Raw genomic sequence first — 18,712 nt, 5'->3', positions numbered from 1 at the left:
TCCTATTCCGCCTTTTCAATATCTTTTTTCATCTCGTCAACATTGAACTTAGCAAACAAGTATTGACGGTCTTGGACTGGGAAACGTTGATCCAATTGGTCAACAGCTCCCACCTCAATAATCCCTTCCTTGATGACAAAGTCCATGACATGACCACCGAAGGTCAAATCATCTGAAATGAAGTGCAGATGGTAGCCTGCCACACTGACTCCATGGAAAATCTCTGGCGTCCAGAAACCAACGATAGTTCCCGCCACATTGTCACGACTATACTCAGGTTGATGGGTTGCGACATCAGCAAACTTGGTATCTGGTGTCGACTTGGGAATCATGCGCACATGCATATGCGAAAACTCCCCACGAATCTTGATTGAGCGGAAAAGATTTTCCCCATCATAATAAGACTCAATTCGTTCTTCCAATTCCTTGTCTGTCATCTCAAAGCGCTGGCGGAAAATGACCTCTGCCTGATGCGGTACCACTGCTGCGTAAGGAATAAGGGCATCTGGTGACACTTCTACAATTTCCGGTTGCTCTCCTGATCCTTTGGCCTGATAAGCCTTGCCATCTAAGACAATCAATTCCCCATCAATGGAATCCAAGGTTCCCAAACCAAGGTCACCATGCTCTAGCAATTCTCCTACTGTCATGGTACCACCATAAAGGCCTGCCATCAAGGCTCCAAGGGTATTGTATTGAAATAATTTCACTGGTTCCTGCACGTTCTTATCCATTCTCTTTCTTGTCTGTTATACTCAATGAAAATCAAAGAGCAAACTAGGAAGCGAGCCGCAGGCTGCTCAAAGCACTGCTTTGAGGTTGTAGATAAGACTGACGAAGTCAGTTACATATATCTACGGCAAGGCGAAGCTGACGTGGTTTGAAGAGATTTTCGAAGAGTATTATTCTATAAATGTTACTCCTAAGTATACCACATTTGCCCCTAGATGTGAACGATAGAAACACTCTGGACATTGCCAAGAAGGAAAAAAAAAGGTACAATGTAACAAAATCAAGGGAGGTCTGGAATGAAGAAACAAAGCAAGTACCAAGAGGTTGTTTCCTATCTGAAAAACGGTATCGAGTCTGGACGTTTTCCAACGGGAAGTCGCCTGCCTTCTATCCGTCAACTGAGCCTTGACTTTCACTGTAGCAAGGACACCATTCAACGAGCCCTGCTGGAATTACGGCACGAACAATACCTCTATGCCAAGCCCCAGAGTGGTTACTATGTCCTAGAACAAGGGCAACACCAGGATCTAGAAATTGAAGTCACTGACGAACATGCCAGTGCCTATGACGATTTCCGACTCTGTATCAATGAAACCTTGATTGGTCGGGAAAACTACCTCTTCAACTACTATGACAACCAAGAAGGATTAGAAGACTTAAGACAATCCATTCATAAACTCCTCTTTGACCAAGCTCTCTACTGCAAGGCAGACCAGTTGGTATTGACTTCTGGAACCCAGCAAGCCTTGTTTATCCTTTCTCAAATTTCCTTTCCTAGCCAAGCCAAGGAAATCTTGGTGGAACAGCCGACCTACCATCGGATGAATCGCCTCTTGATTGCTCAAGGTCTGGACTATCAAACGATTGAACGAGGCATTGATGGAATTGACTTGGAGGAACTGGAAGGCCACTTCAAAACAGGACAAATTAAGTTTTTCTATACCATTCCTCGTTTTCACTATCCTCTGGGACATTCCTATTCAGAGCAGGACAAACGGGCTATTCTTGACTTAGCTGCCAAGTACGGTGTCTATATCGTAGAGGACGACTATCTGGGGGATTTGGACTCCAAGAAGGGCCAGACCTTCCACTATCTGGATACAGAGGAGCGGGTCATTTACATCAAGTCCTTCTCAACCAGCCTCTTTCCAGCCTTGCGGATAACAGCACTCATCCTTCCAAATGCTATCAAGGAAGCCTTTGTGGCCTACAAAAATATCCTAGACTACGACAGCAACCTCATTATGCAAAAGGCCCTGTCACTCTATATTGACAGTCAATTATTTGAAAAAAATCGTCTGGCTCGCTTATCCAATCAGGAAGCTTACCAAAAACAAATCGAGGAAAGACTAGCTAAAACTCCTTGTCCCCTTCCTTACTTTCCCCTACACGATGGTTTATTACTAGACCTAAGACATTATCCTAAAATTGCTAGTCTCAAACACAGCCAACTGGGCTTAGACTTCTTTGAAGAGGCATACTTGGATGCCTGCCCTTATCAATTTGCTAAGGTGTCCTTAGACAATCTGGAAAAGGTTTTAAACTATTTAAAAGCAGAATTGGAATGACATCCAACTCTGCTTTTTTCTTATTGTTCAACTTCTGTTAGGGTTGCCGCTTTTTCAAGATAGCTTTGGTAAGTTCCTTCATCCTTGAGTTTTTGGATGACCTTGTCCACCACTTCTTTCAAATCAGCACTATTTTTTCTAAGGGCAACTGCGTTGGCTTCGCCGTCCTTCATCTTCAAGCTGACAGTTGCGACAGCTAGGTCGGCATTTTTAGCAGCATAGCTAAGAGCAACAGGCTCATCCATATGAACGGCATCTACTTTTCCAACCTGTAATTCATTAACAGCTTCACCCATATTGGTTAGGGAAGTTAATTGCGCTTTTGGCAATTGTTCCTTGACCATTGATTCTGGAACAGTCCCTTTTTGGGCCGCAATATTGGCACTTTCTAGGCTAGTTAAATCCTTGTATTTTTCTACATCAGCCTTACGAACCAAGAAACTAATCTTGTTTTCATAGTAAGGGATTGAAAAATCAAAGACTTCTTTTCTCTCATCAGTAGCGCTAATTCCTGCAACCGCTAGGTCAGCCTTCCCAGTTTGAAGACTGGTCAAGACATTGTCAAAACTCATGCTTGAAATTTCCAACTTCACCCCAAGTTCATCTGCGATAGCTTGGGCCATGTCAATATCCGCACCGACTACCTGATTTTTCCCGTCAACTAAAGACTGAAATTCAAAAGGTGCATAGTCAGGACTAGTCGCCACAACTAATTTCCCCTTTTGCTTAATGGCCTCAACAGCTGACTGAGACTCATTAGAACCCGACTGACAAGCTACTAAGAAGAAACTTGCAAGAAAACTACATAAAACAAATATCCATTTTTTTGATTTCATAAATAAACAACCTCTCTGTTGATTTTGTATAATTATAACGCCGTTCAAGATACTTGTCAAGTATTTTTTGAATTTTTATCTTAAAAATATTTTTTTCATTCAATAAAAGGAGCTATCTATTGATTTCAAGCTCCTTTTTATACAGAATAAATCTGTTTTATAGTTCAACAATCTTACCTGTTTCAAAGTAAACAACCCATTCACAGATATTCTTGGCATAGTCTCCAATGCGTTCCAAGAAAGCAATCACTTGGAAGTAATCACGACCTGTAACGATAGCATCTGGATTTTTCTTAATTTCTTCTGTGGCCAAATCACGAATGCTATCAAAGTAATGGTTGATTTTTTCATCCATGGCTGCTACTTCATAGGCCTGGTCAACTGAACCATTGAGATAAAGTTCAAGGGCTGCTTCAACGAAGTTCTTGACATCGCGACCCATTCTCTTGATTTCTTCTTCAACAGCTGGGATGCGTTGCTCCCCCTTCATACGAATGGCTGCTCTTGCAATGGAAACGGCATGGTCACCCATACGTTCCAAGTCAGATACAGCCTTCAAGACTGTTAGAACTGTACGCAAGTCCTGAGAAACGGGTTGTTGAAGGGCAATCATTTCAAATGATTTCTTTTCCAATTTCACTTCGTATTCGTTTACTTCTGCATCGTCTTCGATGACTTCCTTGGCCAAATCACGGTCATGCGTAACAAAGGCACGCACTGTCCGATTGATTTGAGATAGCACTTCTTGTCCCATAGCATAGAACTGGTTGTGCAATTTCTCTAAATCTTCCTCAAATTGAGAACGTAACATCATTTATCTCCTTATCCAAATTTTCCTGAAATATAATCTTCTGTTTCCTTGTGTTGTGGGTTGAGGAACATCTTCTTGGTATCGTTAAACTCAATTAAATCTCCATCTAGGAAAAATCCTGTCTTGTCAGAGATACGAGAGGCTTGTTGCATGGAACGCGTAACCAAGAGCATGGTGTATTTATCTTTTAGACCATACAAGGTTTCCTCAATCTTCCCAGCAGATATAGGGTCCAAGGCTGAAGTCGGTTCATCCAAGAGAATGATTTTAGGACTGGTTGCCAAGACACGGGCAACACAAACACGTTGCTGTTGTCCACCTGAAAGCCCGATAGCTGAATCATGTAGGCGATCCTTGACCTCATCCCAGATGGAAGCTCGTTGCAAGGCTTTTTCTACTGCTTCATCCAGAACTTGCTTGTCCTTCACTCCATTGATACGAAGCCCATAAACAACGTTTTCGTAGATAGACATAGGGAAGGGGTTTGGTTGTTGGAAAACCATCCCGATTTCCTTCCGCAATTCAACTGTATCTGTACGCGGACTGTAAATGTTGTGGCCGTTGTAAACTACTGAACCAGTTGTGGTTACCTCTGGATTGAGATCCCCCATACGGTTGATAGCCTTGAGAAGAGTTGACTTCCCTGATCCAGATGGACCAATTAAGGCTGTAATTTCCTTAGGTTGGAAAGATAGGGAAACACTATTCAAGGCCTTTTTTTGATTGTAGTAAACGGACAGGTCTGATACCTGTAAAATCGCTTCTGTCATACTGTTTCCTTTCTATCCAAAGTGTCCTGTTACGTAGTCATTGGTTGACTGTAGTTTAGCATTTTGGAAAATATTAGAGGTCTTATCGTACTCTATCAAGTCACCCAAGTAGAAAAATCCTGTGTAATCACTAGCACGCGCAGCCTGCTGCATACTGTGGGTCACGATGATGATGGTGAAGTCTTTCTTCAATTCCAACATGGTTTCTTCCAGCTGGGCTGTCGCAATCGGATCCAAGGCTGACGCCGGCTCATCCATCAAGAGGATATCTGGTTTAACAGAGATAGCACGAGCGATACAGAGACGTTGCTGCTGACCACCAGATAGGGTCAAGGCTGACTTGTGCAAATCGTCTTTGACCTGATCCCAGAGGGCAGCCTGACGAAGAGAGGTTTCCACAATTTCATCCAAGACTTGCTTGTCCTTAACTCCTGCACGTTCATGGGCAAAAGTGATGTTACGGTAGATAGACTTGGCAAAGGGATTTGGTCGTTGGAAGACCATTCCAATGTGCTTACGCATCTCATAGACATTGATTTCTGGACGGTTGACATCAATCCCTTGATAGAGAATTTGACCTGTTACCTTAGCAATATCAATGGTATCATTCATACGGTTGAGACTGCGGAGGTAGGTTGATTTCCCTGATCCAGATGGGCCAATTAAGGCTGTAATTTTATTCTTTTCAAATTGCATATCGATGCCCTTGATGGATTCTTTTTTACCGTAGTAAACATGTAAATCCTTAGTAGAGAGGGCCACTTTCTCTTCAGGAAAGGTGATGATATGCTTTTCATCCCAATTATATTTTGACATGGCTTCTCCTTTAGGCAGCGGTTAATTTCTTATGTAGGTAGCTTCCGAGTTTGCGGGCTCCAAAGTTAAAGATGAGGATAAAGATGAGGAGCACGGCTGCAGAACCTGCTGATACAATGGTTCCATCTGGAATGGTTCCTTCACTATTGACTTTCCAAATATGGACAGCTAAGGTTTCTGCTTGACGGAAGATAGAGATTGGGCTAGTTACACTGAGAATATTCCAGTTAGACCAGTCTAGGGCTGGAGCGGATTGTCCTGCTGTATAGATAAGAGCCGCAGCCTCACCAAAGATACGACCAGAAGCTAAGACGACCCCAGTCACAATACCTGGAAGAGCTTCTGGAATGACTACATGGACAACTGTCTCCCAACGAGAAATCCCAAGGGCCAGACCAGCCTCACGTTGCGTATGGTGAACGTGTTTCAAACTGTCCTCGACATTACGAGTCATCTGAGGCAAGTTAAAGACTGTCAAGGCCAAGGCACCTGAAATAATTGAAAATCCATACTCAAACTGAACTACAAAGATCAAGTAACCAAAGAGACCCACAACCACTGATGGCAGTGAAGACAAGATTTCAATACAGGTTCTGACAAAATTGGTCACAGGACCTTTTTTAGCATATTCAGCTAGGAAAATCCCAGCTCCCATAGATAAAGGAACAGAGATAATCAAGGTGATGACCAAAAGGAAGAAGGAATTATAGAGCTGAATTCCAATCCCTCCGCCTGCTTGGTAAGAAGAGGATTTGCCAGTCAAGAAAGACCAAGAGATGTGGGGCAAACCACGAACCAAGATATAAAGAATCAAGGATGCCAAGATGGCAACGATAATCCCTGCAATCGAGTAGAGGACAGCTGTTGCAATTTTATCTAATTTCTTAGCGTGCATAGTTTTTCTTTCCTCTTTCTTTCGTAATCAATTTAATCACACTGTTGAAGGCCAAACTCATCAAGAGCAAGACTAAGGCCAGTGACCAGAGAACGTTATTGTCAACGGTTCCCATAACGGTATTTCCAATACCCATGGTCAAAACAGAAGTCAAGGTTGCTGCAGGTGTTGTTAGTGAAGTTGGGACAACGGCTGAGTTTCCGACTACCATCTGAATGGCCAAGGCCTCACCAAAGGCACGCGCCATCCCAAAGACCACTGCAGTGAAAATCCCTGAACGCGCTGCCTTCAAGGTCACGCGCCAGATGGTTTGCCAACGAGTGGCCCCCATAGCCAAACTAGCTTCGCGGTAGTGACGAGGCACCGCACGCAAGCTGTCCGTTGTCATAAAGGTTACTGTCGGTAAAATCATGACAAAGAGAACGAAAATCCCTGACAAGATTCCAAAACCAGTTCCACCAAAGACACTACGGACAAAAGGAACTACGACTTGCAAACCGATAAATCCATACACGACTGAAGGAATTCCGACAAGCAATTCAATAGCTGGTTGCAAGATTCTAGCACCTTTTGGTGAAACTTCGGTCATAAAGACTGCCGCACCAATGGCAAAAGGAGTTGCGATAAGGGCTGATAGGATTGTGACAATAAAGGAACCTAAAATCATAGGAAGGGCACCAAATTGTTTACCTGAAGGATTCCAAGTTTGGCCAAAGAGGAAATCAAAGATATTGACCCCATTGACAAAGAAGGTCGACAAACCTTTTTGGGCTACGAAAATCAAAATCATAGCCACAATGATGACAATCAAAGACAGACAGGCAAAGGTCAAGCCTTTCCCTAGTTTCTCTAGACGAGAGTTCTTTGAGGGAGAAAGTAATTTTTTAGCTAATTCTTCTTGATTCATTATTGACTCCCTTCTAGTGCTGTCACCGTTCCTACAGCATCTTTTTCAACCTTCATTTCCTTAACAGAAATATAGCCCATCCCCTTAACGATTCCGCTTTGCGCTTCATCAGAGAGGACAAAGTTGAGGAATTCTGCCACCAATTCGTTTGGCTGACCTAGGGTGTACATGTGTTCATAAGACCACAAAGGCCAGTTATTGCTTGTAACATTTTCTGCAATCGGCTCATAGCCGTTCAACTTCATGCGTTTAACTGAGTCATCCACATAGGCAAAGGCTAGGTAAGAAATGGCTCCTGGTGTCTGGGAAACAATGTTTTTAACCATCCCATTTGAATCCTGTTCTTGACTCTGCACGGCAGACTGACCATCCATGATAACACTATCAAAGGTTGCACGTGAACCCGAACTTGCCGCGCGGTTGATAATGGAAATGGCTAGGTCTTTCCCACCGACTTCTTTCCAGTTGGTCACTTGACCTGTGAAGATGCTACGGAGTTGTTCAGTTGTCAGATTTTCAACGTCAACTTCCTTATTTACAATGACTGCCAAGCCCGCTACGGCAACCTTGTGGTCCACTAGAGCGGAGGCGTTGATACCGTCTTTTTCCTCGGCAAATACGTCTGAATTTCCTACATCAACGGCTCCAGACTGAACCTGAGACAGACCTGTACCAGATCCTCCACCTTGGATGTTGACTGTTTTTCCAACGTGCATAGAGCCAAATTCATCTGCTGCTGCTTCGACCAAGGGCTGAAGAGCCGTTGAGCCAACAGCCGTCATGGATTCTCCACGATCAATCCAGCTAGCACATCCCGCCAAAGAACCTGCTAGCAAAAGAGCCACAAGGGATAGAGCGAGTTTTTTCCTTTTTTTCACTGTTTTTCTCCTTGAAAATAATGGTGAATGCTGTGAATTTTTTCAATTATTTATTTATGTTTTTCTTTTTTAAAATTGAGAGCAAACTGAAGTTGATAGCTTAATTTTACTAGAAATTTGCTCAGTTACCTTTTCCGCCAATTTTGACTTAAAATGAAAGACAATTTGAAAAAAATCCATACTTCCACTATAACATAGACAAGCTACTTTGACTAGCATTTTCACTTGAATCTGAGACCTTTTGGAAAATAGTTTTTCAAAACATTTCCAGTCACCTTTCCAAAGCCCAAACCATTTCCTTGAACCAAAACTTGGTACCAACCATTTGGAAGACTTTCCGCCAGCTGAACGGTTTCTCCAGCCACATACTTGACAAACGCTTCTTGGTCAATTTCAACCGACTGCTTGACCTGACTCGGTTTCAAGGCTAGACCAAGAGCAAAACTAGGCTCAAAGCGTTTTTTCTTAAAAGTGCCCAGATGCAGGCCATTGCGAGCAATCTTGAGTTTCCCTAAATCTGGCAAGAGTTCTGGTAAGAGATAAAGTTGGTCACCAAAAGTCTGCAAGATTCCCCTTAGATTGACCTGCAAATATTTTTGGGCAAATTCCTGCCACAAGGCAAGTTGTTCACGACTGAGATTACTCTTACTTGCCTTACATTTTGGGGCTGGATTTTCACCTTTAAATTGTAAATGGGCGACAAACTGACCCTCTCCCTTAAAATGATGTGGGTACATCCGAGCCGTTTCTGGCAGGTCAATACCAGCTACCATTCCATTGATATGCTCTACTGGTAACAAATCAAAATCATACTCTTTCAGTAGCCAATTGACAATCTCTTCGTTTTCCTCGGGTGCCCAGGTACAGGTTGAATAAACCAAGCGACCACCTTCAGCTAGCATGGTTACTGCATCTTCCAGAATTTCTCTTTGCAAGCTAGCACATTGACTCGGATAATCTAAGCTCCAATAGTCCATAGCATCTGGTTGCTTACGAAACATCCCTTCACCAGAGCAAGGGGCATCAAGGACAATGAGGTCAAAATAGCCCTTAAAAACCTTGGCCAAGCGGTCAGCAGATTCATTGGTCACCACGACATTTGTCGCTCCAAAGCGCTCCATGTTTTCTACTAAAATCTTAGCCCGTTTGCTTGAAATTTCATTGGAAACAAGGAGACCCTCCCCTGCTAGATAGGCTGCTAGTTGAGTGGATTTTCCACCCGGTGCAGCAGCCAAATCCAAGACCTTCATACCAGGACTGGGCTGGGCTACCTGAGCAACCATCTGGGCAGCAGGTTCTTGCGAATAAACCAAACCAGTAGCATGCTCAGGCGATTTCCCTGATACCTTTCCATAGTGGCCCCAAGGGGTTTGAGGAATGGGATCAGAGAAGGAAACTGGCGCTTCTTTTAAAGGATTGACCCGAAAGGCCGAAACCGCTTCCTCCTCAAAAGAGGCAAGAAAATCTCTTGCCTCATCTCCTAGTATCTCTTCATATTTTTCAACAAATCCTTCTGGAAATTGCATTTAAGTTCTTTTCCTTTCGTAAATATAGGACTGAATTTCCTCCTGCATCTCAAGAGGCACCATCATGACCAGTTGTCTGGTTTGAAAATCAGGAGCCCCACCAGATAGGGTCACAACCCGATAGCCCAGACTTTCCCCTAAAATACTAGCCGCAGCATAATCCCATGGTTGCAGATAAGTAACATAAGTCAACAAACGCCCTGACAAAATCTTGGCAAAACTAATGGCCGCACTCCCATAGACACGAACGCCGAGAACCGCTCGACCCAAATCAGCTAGACCCCATTCATTGGTTTCCAACATACCACTATTCCCCGCAATGAGAAAATCTCCAAGTGGTTTTGCTTTAAAGGGAGCTAGGGGCTGATCATTTCGACAGACTGGAAACTTACCACCACCGTGATAACAATCCCCTTTGACCACATCATAAATCAGTCCAAACTGCCCCTGACCATTTTCAAAATAAGCCATCATAACAGCAAAATCTTCCTGCTGGGCGACAAAATTATTGGTCCCATCAATCGGATCAATAACCCAAACCTTGCCCTCTTGAATCGAAGCTCTCAGACAACCTTCTTCAGCACAAATCTTATCCTCAGGATAACGGGACAAAATCTCACCAACCAAAAGTTCCTGAACTTCCTTGTCCAGTTTGGTCACCAAATCTGTTGGAGAGGACTTGGTCTCAACACACAAGTCTTCCTGCATGTGGTCAAGGATGTACTGGCCTGCTTTCTTAATTAGCTCTTTAGCAAATTCAAATTTACTTTCCAAGAGAAATCTTTCCTTCCCCTTTTTCCTTAGCCGCCTGAACTGCTCGGTAAAGCGAATAGCCACTCACTGTTTCAAATTCTCGTCCCAAACGTTTCTCTTCGCTCTTACTTGGCACGACCGCCTTGAATCCCTTATAGGAGTCCAGTAACTTTTTAGCCTCTACCTTGCCCTCATAGACAGCTTCAACATCATTAAAAAAAGAAAGCACTGAAGCAAGTTCTTCAGTGCTCCACGACAAATCTAGTGGGTAACTATACTGTTTGTTCATTAACTAATACCAGCTCTCATTCTTGCTTCTTTTAGTTCTTGCTTACGGTAACTACGAGGGAGAAAAGCACGAATCTCATCTTCATTAAAACCAATTTGCATACGTTTGGCATCAATAATAATGGGACGACGCAAAAGACTTGGATACTGCTCAATTAAATGAAGCAATTCCGATACCGAGATACTCTCTACATCAATATTCAATTTTTGAAAAATTTTTGAACGAGTTGAAATGATGTCATCAGTACCATTTTCGGTCAAGGAAAGGATGTGTTGCAATTCTTTTCTTGTTAAAGGACTGGTCATAATATTGTGTTCCTCAAAGGGAACCTTATGTTTTTCTAACCAGGCCTTTGCCTTACGACATGAAGTACAGCTCGGTGATAGAAATAGTGTAATCATGCTTTTCTCTTCTTATCTATACTTTGCTAATTCTATTATACAAAAAAATAAAGCGCTTGACTAGAGATTTTTAGAAAAAAAGCCTATTTTTTCAAGAAAAATAGACTGTTTGCGAACGATTGAGGTAAGGTAGATTTAGTTAATTCACTCTTGACAATAGTTTCGAATCATATACCTAATTGATTTACTCAAAATAAGAACATCTTTAGTATTATTTCCTACGACTTTTCAGGTATAGAAAACCAAAGAAGCTTTCATAGAGGGTGAAAAAGAGGAGGAAGGCATGGAGGAAGAAAATCTCTGGCAAAATCAGAATAACTGGATCCTTGGCTGGGTCAAAAAGCCAGGTATCATCTCCCACAAAGAGAATTTGATGGAAAAGGGTAAAGAATTGGTCAAAACCAATCAAAACTCCCCCAAGCCCAATCACCAAAGGCAAAACTACTAGAGTCAGAAGTTCCTTACTAAATAAAGATAAAAATCCCTTTTTCACAATCCCTTTGACAAAGAAATAGAAACTTGGCAGTGTCACTAGAGCTACTAGCTGAACAAAGTGGAAGAGGTCCTTGACCACCGCAAAGTGGTGCAGACCAGCTGCTGACGAACGAAAATCTGGCATCTCTAATACCTGACTAAAAGGATTGGTCAGGTAATTCATCAAAATATGAAAGTTGTACTGAATGGTTTCTGGTTTTAGATAAACCCGATTTGTTAAATTCAGCCACTCAATCTCCAAAGGATAAAAACTCCAAGCCAAATAAATGGTCAAAAGGATTGAGAAAGAGAGGAGAAAGAGCATAGAGCTCCAAAAGGTCAGTTTAGTTTTCATCAAAGTTCCACTCCGCTAGGCTAGAAACCACATGAGTCGGTGCGATTGGCAGGCCAGCTACTTCTTCTGCCTTGGTAAAACCAGTCGTCACCAAGAGCGTTGGAATGCCATTGTCAATCCCAGCTCGGATATCAGTCAAATAATTGTCCCCAACCATGATTAATTCTTCACGTTCCAAACCTAAGTGCTCAACCGCCTTGTCCATAATGATGGCATTGGGTTTTCCGATATAAACAGGCTTCACTCGTGTTGCTACTTCAAGCAGCGTAATCAGTGAACCAGCACCTGGCAAAAGTCCTCGTTCTGTCGGAATGTTGAGGTCAGGGTTGGTTCCGATAAAGTGGGCACCCTTTTGGATAGCCAGAGTTGCTGTGGCAAATTTTTCATAGTCGACTTGCCAATCCAAACCTACTACCACATAGGCTGGATTTTCCTTGTCTTCGACATAACCAGCCGCCTTGATGGCTTCCTTGAGGCCTGCTTCTCCGATGACGTAGACGGTCTTTTCAAGACCCAAGTCGTTCATATAGTCGATAGTCGCCAAAGTCGCTGTGTAGACAGTCGACAGGGGCGTATCGATATTAAAATTCTGAGCCAACATCTCCTGAACACTCTCTGGAGTGCGAGTTGTATTGTTGGTCACAAAGAGATAGGGAATATCCCGCTTTTGCAATTCATGAACAAAAGCCTCTCCAGCCGGAATTCGGTCTTTCCCCTTATAAATAGTACCGTCTAAATCAATTAAATAGCCTTTATATTTCATACTTTCTTCCTAATCTTTTTTTATTTCTTGCCAAGTGATGATAGCTTGGGCATTGGTAGCCCCGTCGCTTGTAATCTCATGTTTGCTTTCCAGTCCAGTCCGTTCAACAGCCGATGCGATCACCCCACCTGGTCGAACTTCCTTGACATACTTGAGATTGATTTTCTTGGGAATATATTGGGTCAAAAAGTCCGCTCCCATTACTTCAAAAATCCAGTCCAAGTATTTACTGTTATTGACATGGCCATTCATATCCAAGTCGTAAAAACGAACATGGTAATCCTTGCTGATTGGCTCTTCCAAGGACTCATACCTTGGCCCGCGGATAAGTTTTTTATCAAAATCAGACTGGTAAGGAGCCACAATCTCAGGCTCGACAATATGAACTCTTCGACTGTCTCGGTCCATGAGAACAAAGGTCGCCATCATGTGAATGAGCTCCTGCCCCGTTTCATCACAAATGGTAAAGCGACGGTAGCAAAAGAGTCGATTGTAACTCAGGGCTTCCGTTTCGATGGTGATTTCTTCCGCAAAACGAGGCAAACGAGCCACCTCAATATCATAGTCTGTGATAATCCAGACAAGATTATAGTCTTCTAAAATGGTTTTATCACTAACTCCCAGTTCAATAGACTGCATCCCTGAAACTTGTAGGGACAGCAAAATCACATCTGGTAGCTTGATATGACCGTTCATATCAGCCATATCAAAAGGAATTTTCATTTTCATTTGATAAGTTAAGCCCATCATCCTACTCCAAAATAAATCGTTCTGCTACGGTGTCTCCTAAAAAGAGACCTCTTTTTGTCATGCGAACTCGGTCACCCTCTATTTGCATGAGACCTTGTTGAACCAAGTCCTTGACGATTTCTCCATAAAGTCCATCAAAAGACCGTCCAAATTTTTCTTCAAATCTCGCCATGGAGACCCCTGATTTCTTGCGAAGACCCAGGAACATTTCTTCTTCCATTTGCTCCTTTTGACTCAGGTGTTCTTCTGTGATGCGAGCATTGCCTTCCTCAACCGCACTGAGATAATGACGTATCGGCCCATGATTTTTATAGCGCACGCCATTGACATAACCAGACGCCCCAGCACCGATACCATAGTACTCAGCATTGTCCCAGTACATGAGATTGTGGCGACTTTCAAAACCAGGTTTGGAGAAATTGGAAATCTCATAGTGCTCAAAACCAGCTCGCTCCAGCTCTGCAATGATGTACTCAAACATCTCAGCTTCCAGTTCCTCCTTAGGCAGAGGCAATTTCCCTCGTCTCATACGGTTCATAAAAACCGTATGGTTTTCTAAAATCAAGCTATACAAACTCATATGGGGAATATCCAGCCCAATGGCCTTAGCCACATTTTCCTTGACCTGCTCCATGGTCTGACCAGGCAGTGCATAAATCAAATCAATAGAGATATTGTCAAAACCAGCCAGTTTCAGACGGTCGATATTTTCATAAATATCCTTCTCCAAATGACTGCGCCCAATCTTTTTCAGCATCTTATCATCAAAGGTCTGCACGCCTAGCGAAACACGATTGACAGCCGAGTTCTTCAAAACAGCAATCTTATCCGCATCCAAGTCGCCTGGATTAGCCTCAATAGTCAACTCTTCTAAGACAGACAGGTCCAATTTTTTAGTCAAGCCCTTCAATAACACCTCCAGTTGAGAAGCTGACAAAGCTGTCGGTGTGCCACCACCGATGTAGAGGGTTCTCAATTTTTGAATATCATAAGAACGAAACTCTTCTAACAGATGCTCTAAATAGCTATCTACCGGCTGATTCTTGATAAAAACTTTTGAAAAGTCACAATAATAACAAATCTGGGTACAAAACGGGATGTGCACATAGGCTGACGTTGGTTTTTTCTGCATAGTAATTATTATACCACAAAGACAGGCTACAAGAAAAAAATCACCATCCCCAGATACATAGTCCGTCCAGAGATGGTGATGGTTTATTCTTCTGTTATGTCAATAACAATCTCTTCTGATTCATCAAGAGTTTCGGCCTTTTCTTGCCATTGCTCCTTGAGATTATTGAATCGATCTTTTGATGCTTCTGTCGCTTGACGGGCACATGATTTGGCTTGAGCAAGGACACTGTCCACAGTGATTTCACCTGACTCAACCTGTTCTTTGGTTTTAAGAACAAAATCTGTAGCCTGCTCCTTGACTTCTGTCAGTTTTTCACAGACCTGCTCCTTGGCATACTCAGGATCTTCTCTCAAATCATCTAGAAAATCTTGAGCCTGACTGCAAACTTGTTTGCCCTTGTCACTTGTTAAAAACAAGGCAAGAGCTGCACCTGAAACGGTTCCTAAAAGGATTGAGGATAGTTTACCCATAAGAATTCTCCTTTTTTATTTTTTGAAAAATTTACTTGCTACACGAAAAGCTGACAAACTTGCACCAGTCTTAAGTGTTTTTGAACCAGCTGATGAAGCTTTCTTGCTCAAGACACGCGCATGATCATTGAGGTCTGAAACAGATAGAGATAAATCAGCAACTGCACTAAAGAGTGGATCAATCGTTGCAACCTTAACATTGATATCATCTGCCAAGACATTGACCTTAGCCAGCAATTCATTGGTGTGATGCAAGGTCACATCCACATCTGAAGTCAAGGTTTTAATCGTCTTCTCTGTTTCATCGATAACACGTCCAAGCTTTTGTACAGTAATGATTAGATAGACTAAAAAGACAATCAAAGCAAGGGCTACAAGAATATATGCAACTTCTAACATTTAATTTTCCTCCTCTGAAATATAGTAAGGGGCCTTCTTTCGATTTTGATATAGAATGATAAAAATACCCAATCCGATAAGGACAACTGAAAGCCATTGAGATACTCGAAGTCCAAAGAACATGAGACTATCTGTCCGCATGCCTTCGATGACCATACGACCGAAACCATACCAAATCAAGTAAAAGGCAGTGATATGACCTCGTCTGAGACTCTTCCATTTTCGTCTGAATATCAAAATCAAAGCAAATCCAAGTAGATTCCATAGAGACTCATAAAGGAAGGTCGGTTGACGGTAGCTCCCCTCAATATACATCTGGTCACGGATAAAGCCAGGTAGATAATCCAAATTATCCACTGCTGCACCATAAGCTTCTTGGTTAAAGAAATTGCCCCAGCGCCCCAGACTTTGGGCAATCATGACGCTAGGCGCCGCAATATCTAGGAAATCCCAAGTATTGATAAGTTTACGATCAGCAAAGATATAGAGCACAATAGCCCCAGTTATCAAACCACCGTAAATGGCCAAACCACCATTCCAAATGGCAAAAATTTCTCCCCAGTTCTGACTATAGTAATCAAAACGGAAAATAACATAGTAGAGACGAGCTCCTAAAATAGCCAGAGGAAAGGCTATCAAGATAAAATCTAAAATATCGTCTGGTATGATCTTCTTTCTAGGTGCTTCTTTCATGGTCAAATAAACCGCAAGAATCAAGCCTGTTACAATACACAAGGCATACCATCGAATGGCTAGAGGGCCTAGATGAATCGCAATTGGATCAAACATTAGGCACCTCCTCGTTTTGAGCAATGAGATTGGTCAAGCGTTCTTCGAATAAACGCGTCGCATCAAAGCCCATTTCCTTGGCACGATAATTCATGGCAGCTGCCTCAATCACAACAGAAATATTTCGACCAGTTTTAACTGGAATACGGATACGAGGAATGGATACGCCAGAAATTTCAAGTTCCTCTGCATTGTTTCCAAGACGATCAAAAGTTTTATGTGTATCGTAATTTTCCAAATAAACAGCCAGCTGGACTTGTGAAGAATCCTTGACGGCACTCGCACCGTAGAGGCTCATGACATCGATAATCCCAACCCCACGAATTTCAATCAGGTGTCTCAAGATTTCAGCTGGTTCACCCCAAAGAGTAATCTCATCCTTGGCAAAGATATCGACACGATCATCGGCTACCAAGCGGTGACCACGTTTGACAAGCTCTAGACCTGTCTCACTCTTACCGATGCCACTATCACCTTGAATCAAGACACCCATTCCATAGATATCCATCAAGACACCGTGCACACTGGTCCGTTCTGCTAAACGTGAATCCAGATAACTAGATAACTCTCCAGATAAACGACTGGTTGCCGTACGGCTGGTTAAAATGGCAATCTTACATTCTCTGGCTGCCTTTAGCATCTCCTCTGGAACCACCAAACCACGAGCAACAATGACCGCAGGTGTCTCAGGTAGAAACATTTTTTTCAAGACTTGGTAACGGTTGTGAGAGGACATCGAAACGAGATAGGACCACTCCTTCATTCCCAAGAGTTGGATTCGCTCAGGCGTATAATAGTCAAAATAGCCCGTCATTTCAAGACCAGGTCGCGTAATGTCCGCGGTATTAATTTCCTTTTCAAGTAATTCTGGTTCGCCATAGACAATGTCTAGTCTGAGCTTTTCAATCACTTCTTTTACTAAAACCGACATCATTTCCTCCTTCAAATGAGTTCTTCTCTCTATTATATCAAATTGTAGGAGGATATTTGAGATTTTTGCAGGCTTTGAAGTATTTATTTATACTCAATGAAAATCAAAGAGCAAACTAGGAAACTAGCCGCAGGTTGCTCGAAGCACTGCTTTGAGGTTGTAGATAAGACTGACGAAGTCAGTCACATATATAATCCAAGGCGACGTTGACGTGGTTTGAATTTGATTTTCGAAGAGTATTAAAAGAAAAAGACTAGATTTCTCTAGCCTTTCATTTCTAATTAGAATTTTTTACGTTTACGAGCTGCTTCTGATTTACGTTTACGTTTTACAGAAGGTTTTTCATAGAATTCACGTTTGCGTGTTTCTTGAAGAGTACCAGCTTTAGTAACCGCACGTTTGAAACGACGAAGTGCGTCGTCAAGAGATTCATTCTTACGTACTACTGTTTTAGACATTTTTTTCACTCCCTTCAAGTTCAAGATCTATTCTATTTTACACGTAAAAGGAATAATTGTCAAGAAAAAATGCGGGTTAATTTTGATTTTTCTGCCATTTATACAAGTCTTGAAAGCATTCAATAGAAAAAACTGAAGGGTTTCACTTTTTTATTTTTCGAGTAAGCTGAGCGCTTCAGCATCTGCGATGATGGTCACATCTGGGTGGTTTTGTAGGCTACTTGCAGGTAGATTCTCAGTCACTAGGCCAGACACTGTTCCAGCAATGGCTTCTGCTTTTGATTCACCGTAGGCAAAGAGAAGGATTGACTTGGCATCCAAGATATTTTTAATCCCCATTGAAATGGCTTGGGTTGGAACATCTTCAATCTTGTCAAAGAAACGTGCGTTTGCTTCGATAGTAGACTTGTCAAGTTCTACAAGGTGAGTTTGACTGTCAAATGGAGTACCAGGTTCATTAAATCCGATATGTCCATTGCGACCGATTCCCAAGATTTGGAGGTCAACTGGATGGTCAGCCAAAATTTGGTTGTAGCGTTCAACTTCAGCTTCAGCATTGTCCTTAACCCCACGAGGCAAGAAACTTTCTTTAAATGGTTTTTGGTTAAACAAGTTTTCTTGCATGAAGTAACGATAAGACTGTGGATTGTCTCCATCAAGCCCTACATACTCATCAAGGTTGACACTGGTTAGATTTGAAAAATCAAGGTCACTCTCAACAATTTCCTTGTAAAATTCAAGTGGGCTACTTCCTGTCGCAAGTCCTAGGGTTTGAGCTCCATTTGCCAATTTTTCCTTCAAAATCTCAAAAGCAACTTTTCCACCTTCGATTTGGTTTTCAACTTTAATAACTTTCATCTTTTTATCCTCCGTTTCAATCTATATTCATTATATGGTATAGACCAATTTTTGTCAAGTGAAAACGATTTAATTTCTAAAAAAAGAGCGACTATAGTTGAAACATGTTATAATGGATAAGATTAGAACTTAGAAAGAATGAACAGAT

At 42.2% G+C, this 18,712-nt stretch carries 23 protein-coding genes; 1 reads left to right on the top strand and 22 read right to left on the bottom strand.

The features are described 5' to 3' along the window. Nucleotides 1–2 precede the first annotated feature (2 nt). Nucleotides 3–734, bottom strand: a complete 732-nt coding sequence (gene budA, locus M594_RS03495) for an acetolactate decarboxylase (protein ID WP_000360311.1) — start codon at nt 732–734, stop codon at nt 3–5. A 294-nt stretch (nt 735–1,028) separates the two neighbouring features. Here budA and M594_RS03490 point away from each other — a divergent pair, with 294 nt between their 5' ends. Beyond that, entirely contained in the window at nt 1,029–2,300 is a 1,272-nt protein-coding gene (locus tag M594_RS03490) for a PLP-dependent aminotransferase family protein (RefSeq protein ID WP_173875981.1), read from the top strand. 20 nt (nt 2,301–2,320) lie between these two features. On the opposite strand, the gene M594_RS03485 is transcribed toward M594_RS03490, so the two are convergent. The 21 genes from M594_RS03485 to M594_RS03385 all read right to left on the bottom strand — a co-directional run bounded on the left by M594_RS03485 (nt 2,321) and on the right by M594_RS03385 (nt 18,564). Continuing rightward, nucleotides 2,321–3,136, bottom strand: coding sequence for an ABC transporter substrate-binding protein (locus M594_RS03485; RefSeq protein ID WP_153198746.1), 816 nt, complete (start codon nt 3,134–3,136; stop codon nt 2,321–2,323). A gap of 157 nt (nt 3,137–3,293) precedes the next feature. Then, nucleotides 3,294–3,947 carry a phosphate signaling complex protein PhoU gene (gene phoU, locus M594_RS03480; RefSeq protein ID WP_000946460.1) on the bottom strand — a complete coding sequence of 218 codons (654 nt, stop codon included), beginning with the start codon at nt 3,945–3,947 and terminating at the stop codon, nt 3,294–3,296. An 11-nt stretch (nt 3,948–3,958) separates the two neighbouring features. Next, the gene (gene pstB, locus M594_RS03475) at nt 3,959–4,717 is read right to left on the bottom strand and encodes a phosphate ABC transporter ATP-binding protein PstB (protein WP_000133484.1); all 759 of its coding nucleotides are present in this window, start codon (nt 4,715–4,717) and stop codon (nt 3,959–3,961) included. 12 nt (nt 4,718–4,729) lie between these two features. After that, complete coding sequence (gene pstB, locus M594_RS03470; RefSeq protein WP_020900241.1) at nt 4,730–5,533, bottom strand: phosphate ABC transporter ATP-binding protein PstB; 804 nt, start codon at nt 5,531–5,533, stop codon at nt 4,730–4,732. Nucleotides 5,534–5,543: 10 nt separating this feature from the next. Further along, nucleotides 5,544–6,428, bottom strand: coding sequence for a phosphate ABC transporter permease PstA (pstA, locus tag M594_RS03465; protein ID WP_000543046.1), 885 nt, complete (start codon nt 6,426–6,428; stop codon nt 5,544–5,546). Continuing rightward, nucleotides 6,418–7,335 (bottom strand): phosphate ABC transporter permease subunit PstC, encoded by a 918-nt coding sequence (pstC, locus tag M594_RS03460; protein ID WP_001070903.1) that lies wholly within the window; start codon nt 7,333–7,335, stop codon nt 6,418–6,420. The genes pstA and pstC overlap by 11 nt, the downstream gene beginning before the upstream one ends. Further along, nucleotides 7,335–8,213, bottom strand: a complete 879-nt coding sequence (locus M594_RS03455; protein ID WP_173875980.1) for a phosphate ABC transporter substrate-binding protein PstS family protein — start codon at nt 8,211–8,213, stop codon at nt 7,335–7,337. The genes pstC and M594_RS03455 overlap by 1 nt, the downstream gene beginning before the upstream one ends. 221 nt (nt 8,214–8,434) lie before the next feature. After that, nucleotides 8,435–9,739: an RsmF rRNA methyltransferase first C-terminal domain-containing protein gene (locus tag M594_RS03450; RefSeq protein ID WP_173875979.1), complete on the bottom strand. Its 1,305-nt coding sequence runs from the start codon at nt 9,737–9,739 to the stop codon at nt 8,435–8,437. Continuing rightward, entirely contained in the window at nt 9,740–10,513 is a 774-nt protein-coding gene (locus tag M594_RS03445; protein ID WP_173875978.1) for an inositol monophosphatase family protein, read from the bottom strand. It lies immediately after the preceding gene. Next, entirely contained in the window at nt 10,503–10,781 is a 279-nt protein-coding gene (locus M594_RS03440; protein ID WP_023939738.1) for a UPF0223 family protein, read from the bottom strand. The genes M594_RS03445 and M594_RS03440 overlap by 11 nt, the downstream gene beginning before the upstream one ends. Next, nucleotides 10,781–11,182, bottom strand: a complete 402-nt coding sequence (locus M594_RS03435) for a Spx/MgsR family RNA polymerase-binding regulatory protein (protein WP_000631255.1) — start codon at nt 11,180–11,182, stop codon at nt 10,781–10,783. Before M594_RS03435 ends, M594_RS03440 begins: the two co-directional genes overlap by 1 nt. A 211-nt stretch (nt 11,183–11,393) precedes the next feature. Continuing rightward, nucleotides 11,394–12,011, bottom strand: coding sequence for a TIGR01906 family membrane protein (locus M594_RS03430; RefSeq protein ID WP_173875977.1), 618 nt, complete (start codon nt 12,009–12,011; stop codon nt 11,394–11,396). Continuing rightward, entirely contained in the window at nt 12,001–12,774 is a 774-nt protein-coding gene (locus tag M594_RS03425) for a TIGR01457 family HAD-type hydrolase (protein WP_173875976.1), read from the bottom strand. The genes M594_RS03430 and M594_RS03425 overlap by 11 nt, the downstream gene beginning before the upstream one ends. Before the next feature lie 9 nt (nt 12,775–12,783). After that, entirely contained in the window at nt 12,784–13,521 is a 738-nt protein-coding gene (locus M594_RS03420) for an acyl-[acyl-carrier-protein] thioesterase (RefSeq protein ID WP_173875975.1), read from the bottom strand. Nucleotides 13,522–13,525: 4 nt separating this feature from the next. Beyond that, on the bottom strand, nt 13,526–14,656 hold the full coding sequence (hemW, locus tag M594_RS03415; protein WP_173875974.1) for a radical SAM family heme chaperone HemW: 1,131 nt from the start codon (nt 14,654–14,656) through the stop codon (nt 13,526–13,528). Between the two features lie 83 nt (nt 14,657–14,739). After that, nucleotides 14,740–15,129: a YtxH domain-containing protein gene (locus M594_RS03410; protein ID WP_000517381.1), complete on the bottom strand. Its 390-nt coding sequence runs from the start codon at nt 15,127–15,129 to the stop codon at nt 14,740–14,742. Nucleotides 15,130–15,144: 15 nt separating this feature from the next. Continuing rightward, a complete protein-coding gene (locus M594_RS03405) occupies nt 15,145–15,528 on the bottom strand; it encodes a DUF948 domain-containing protein (RefSeq protein WP_173875973.1) in 384 nt (127 codons plus the stop codon). Beyond that, the gene (gene lgt / locus M594_RS03400) at nt 15,529–16,317 is read right to left on the bottom strand and encodes a prolipoprotein diacylglyceryl transferase (RefSeq protein WP_173875972.1); all 789 of its coding nucleotides are present in this window, start codon (nt 16,315–16,317) and stop codon (nt 15,529–15,531) included. It lies immediately after the preceding gene. Further along, nucleotides 16,310–17,248, bottom strand: coding sequence for an HPr(Ser) kinase/phosphatase (gene hprK / locus M594_RS03395; RefSeq protein ID WP_173875971.1), 939 nt, complete (start codon nt 17,246–17,248; stop codon nt 16,310–16,312). Before hprK ends, lgt begins: the two co-directional genes overlap by 8 nt. 281 nt (nt 17,249–17,529) lie before the next feature. After that, entirely contained in the window at nt 17,530–17,706 is a 177-nt protein-coding gene (gene rpsU / locus M594_RS03390) for a 30S ribosomal protein S21 (protein ID WP_000048054.1), read from the bottom strand. 150 nt (nt 17,707–17,856) lie between these two features. Then, entirely contained in the window at nt 17,857–18,564 is a 708-nt protein-coding gene (locus tag M594_RS03385) for a glucosamine-6-phosphate deaminase (RefSeq protein WP_173875970.1), read from the bottom strand. Nucleotides 18,565–18,712: the final 148 nt, after the last annotated feature.

Source organism: Streptococcus mitis (assembly GCF_013305725.1).
GTDB lineage: Bacteria > Bacillota > Bacilli > Lactobacillales > Streptococcaceae > Streptococcus > Streptococcus mitis_BO.
Note: the sequence above shows the minus strand (reverse complement) of the source record. Positions and strands in the feature narration are given on the sequence as shown.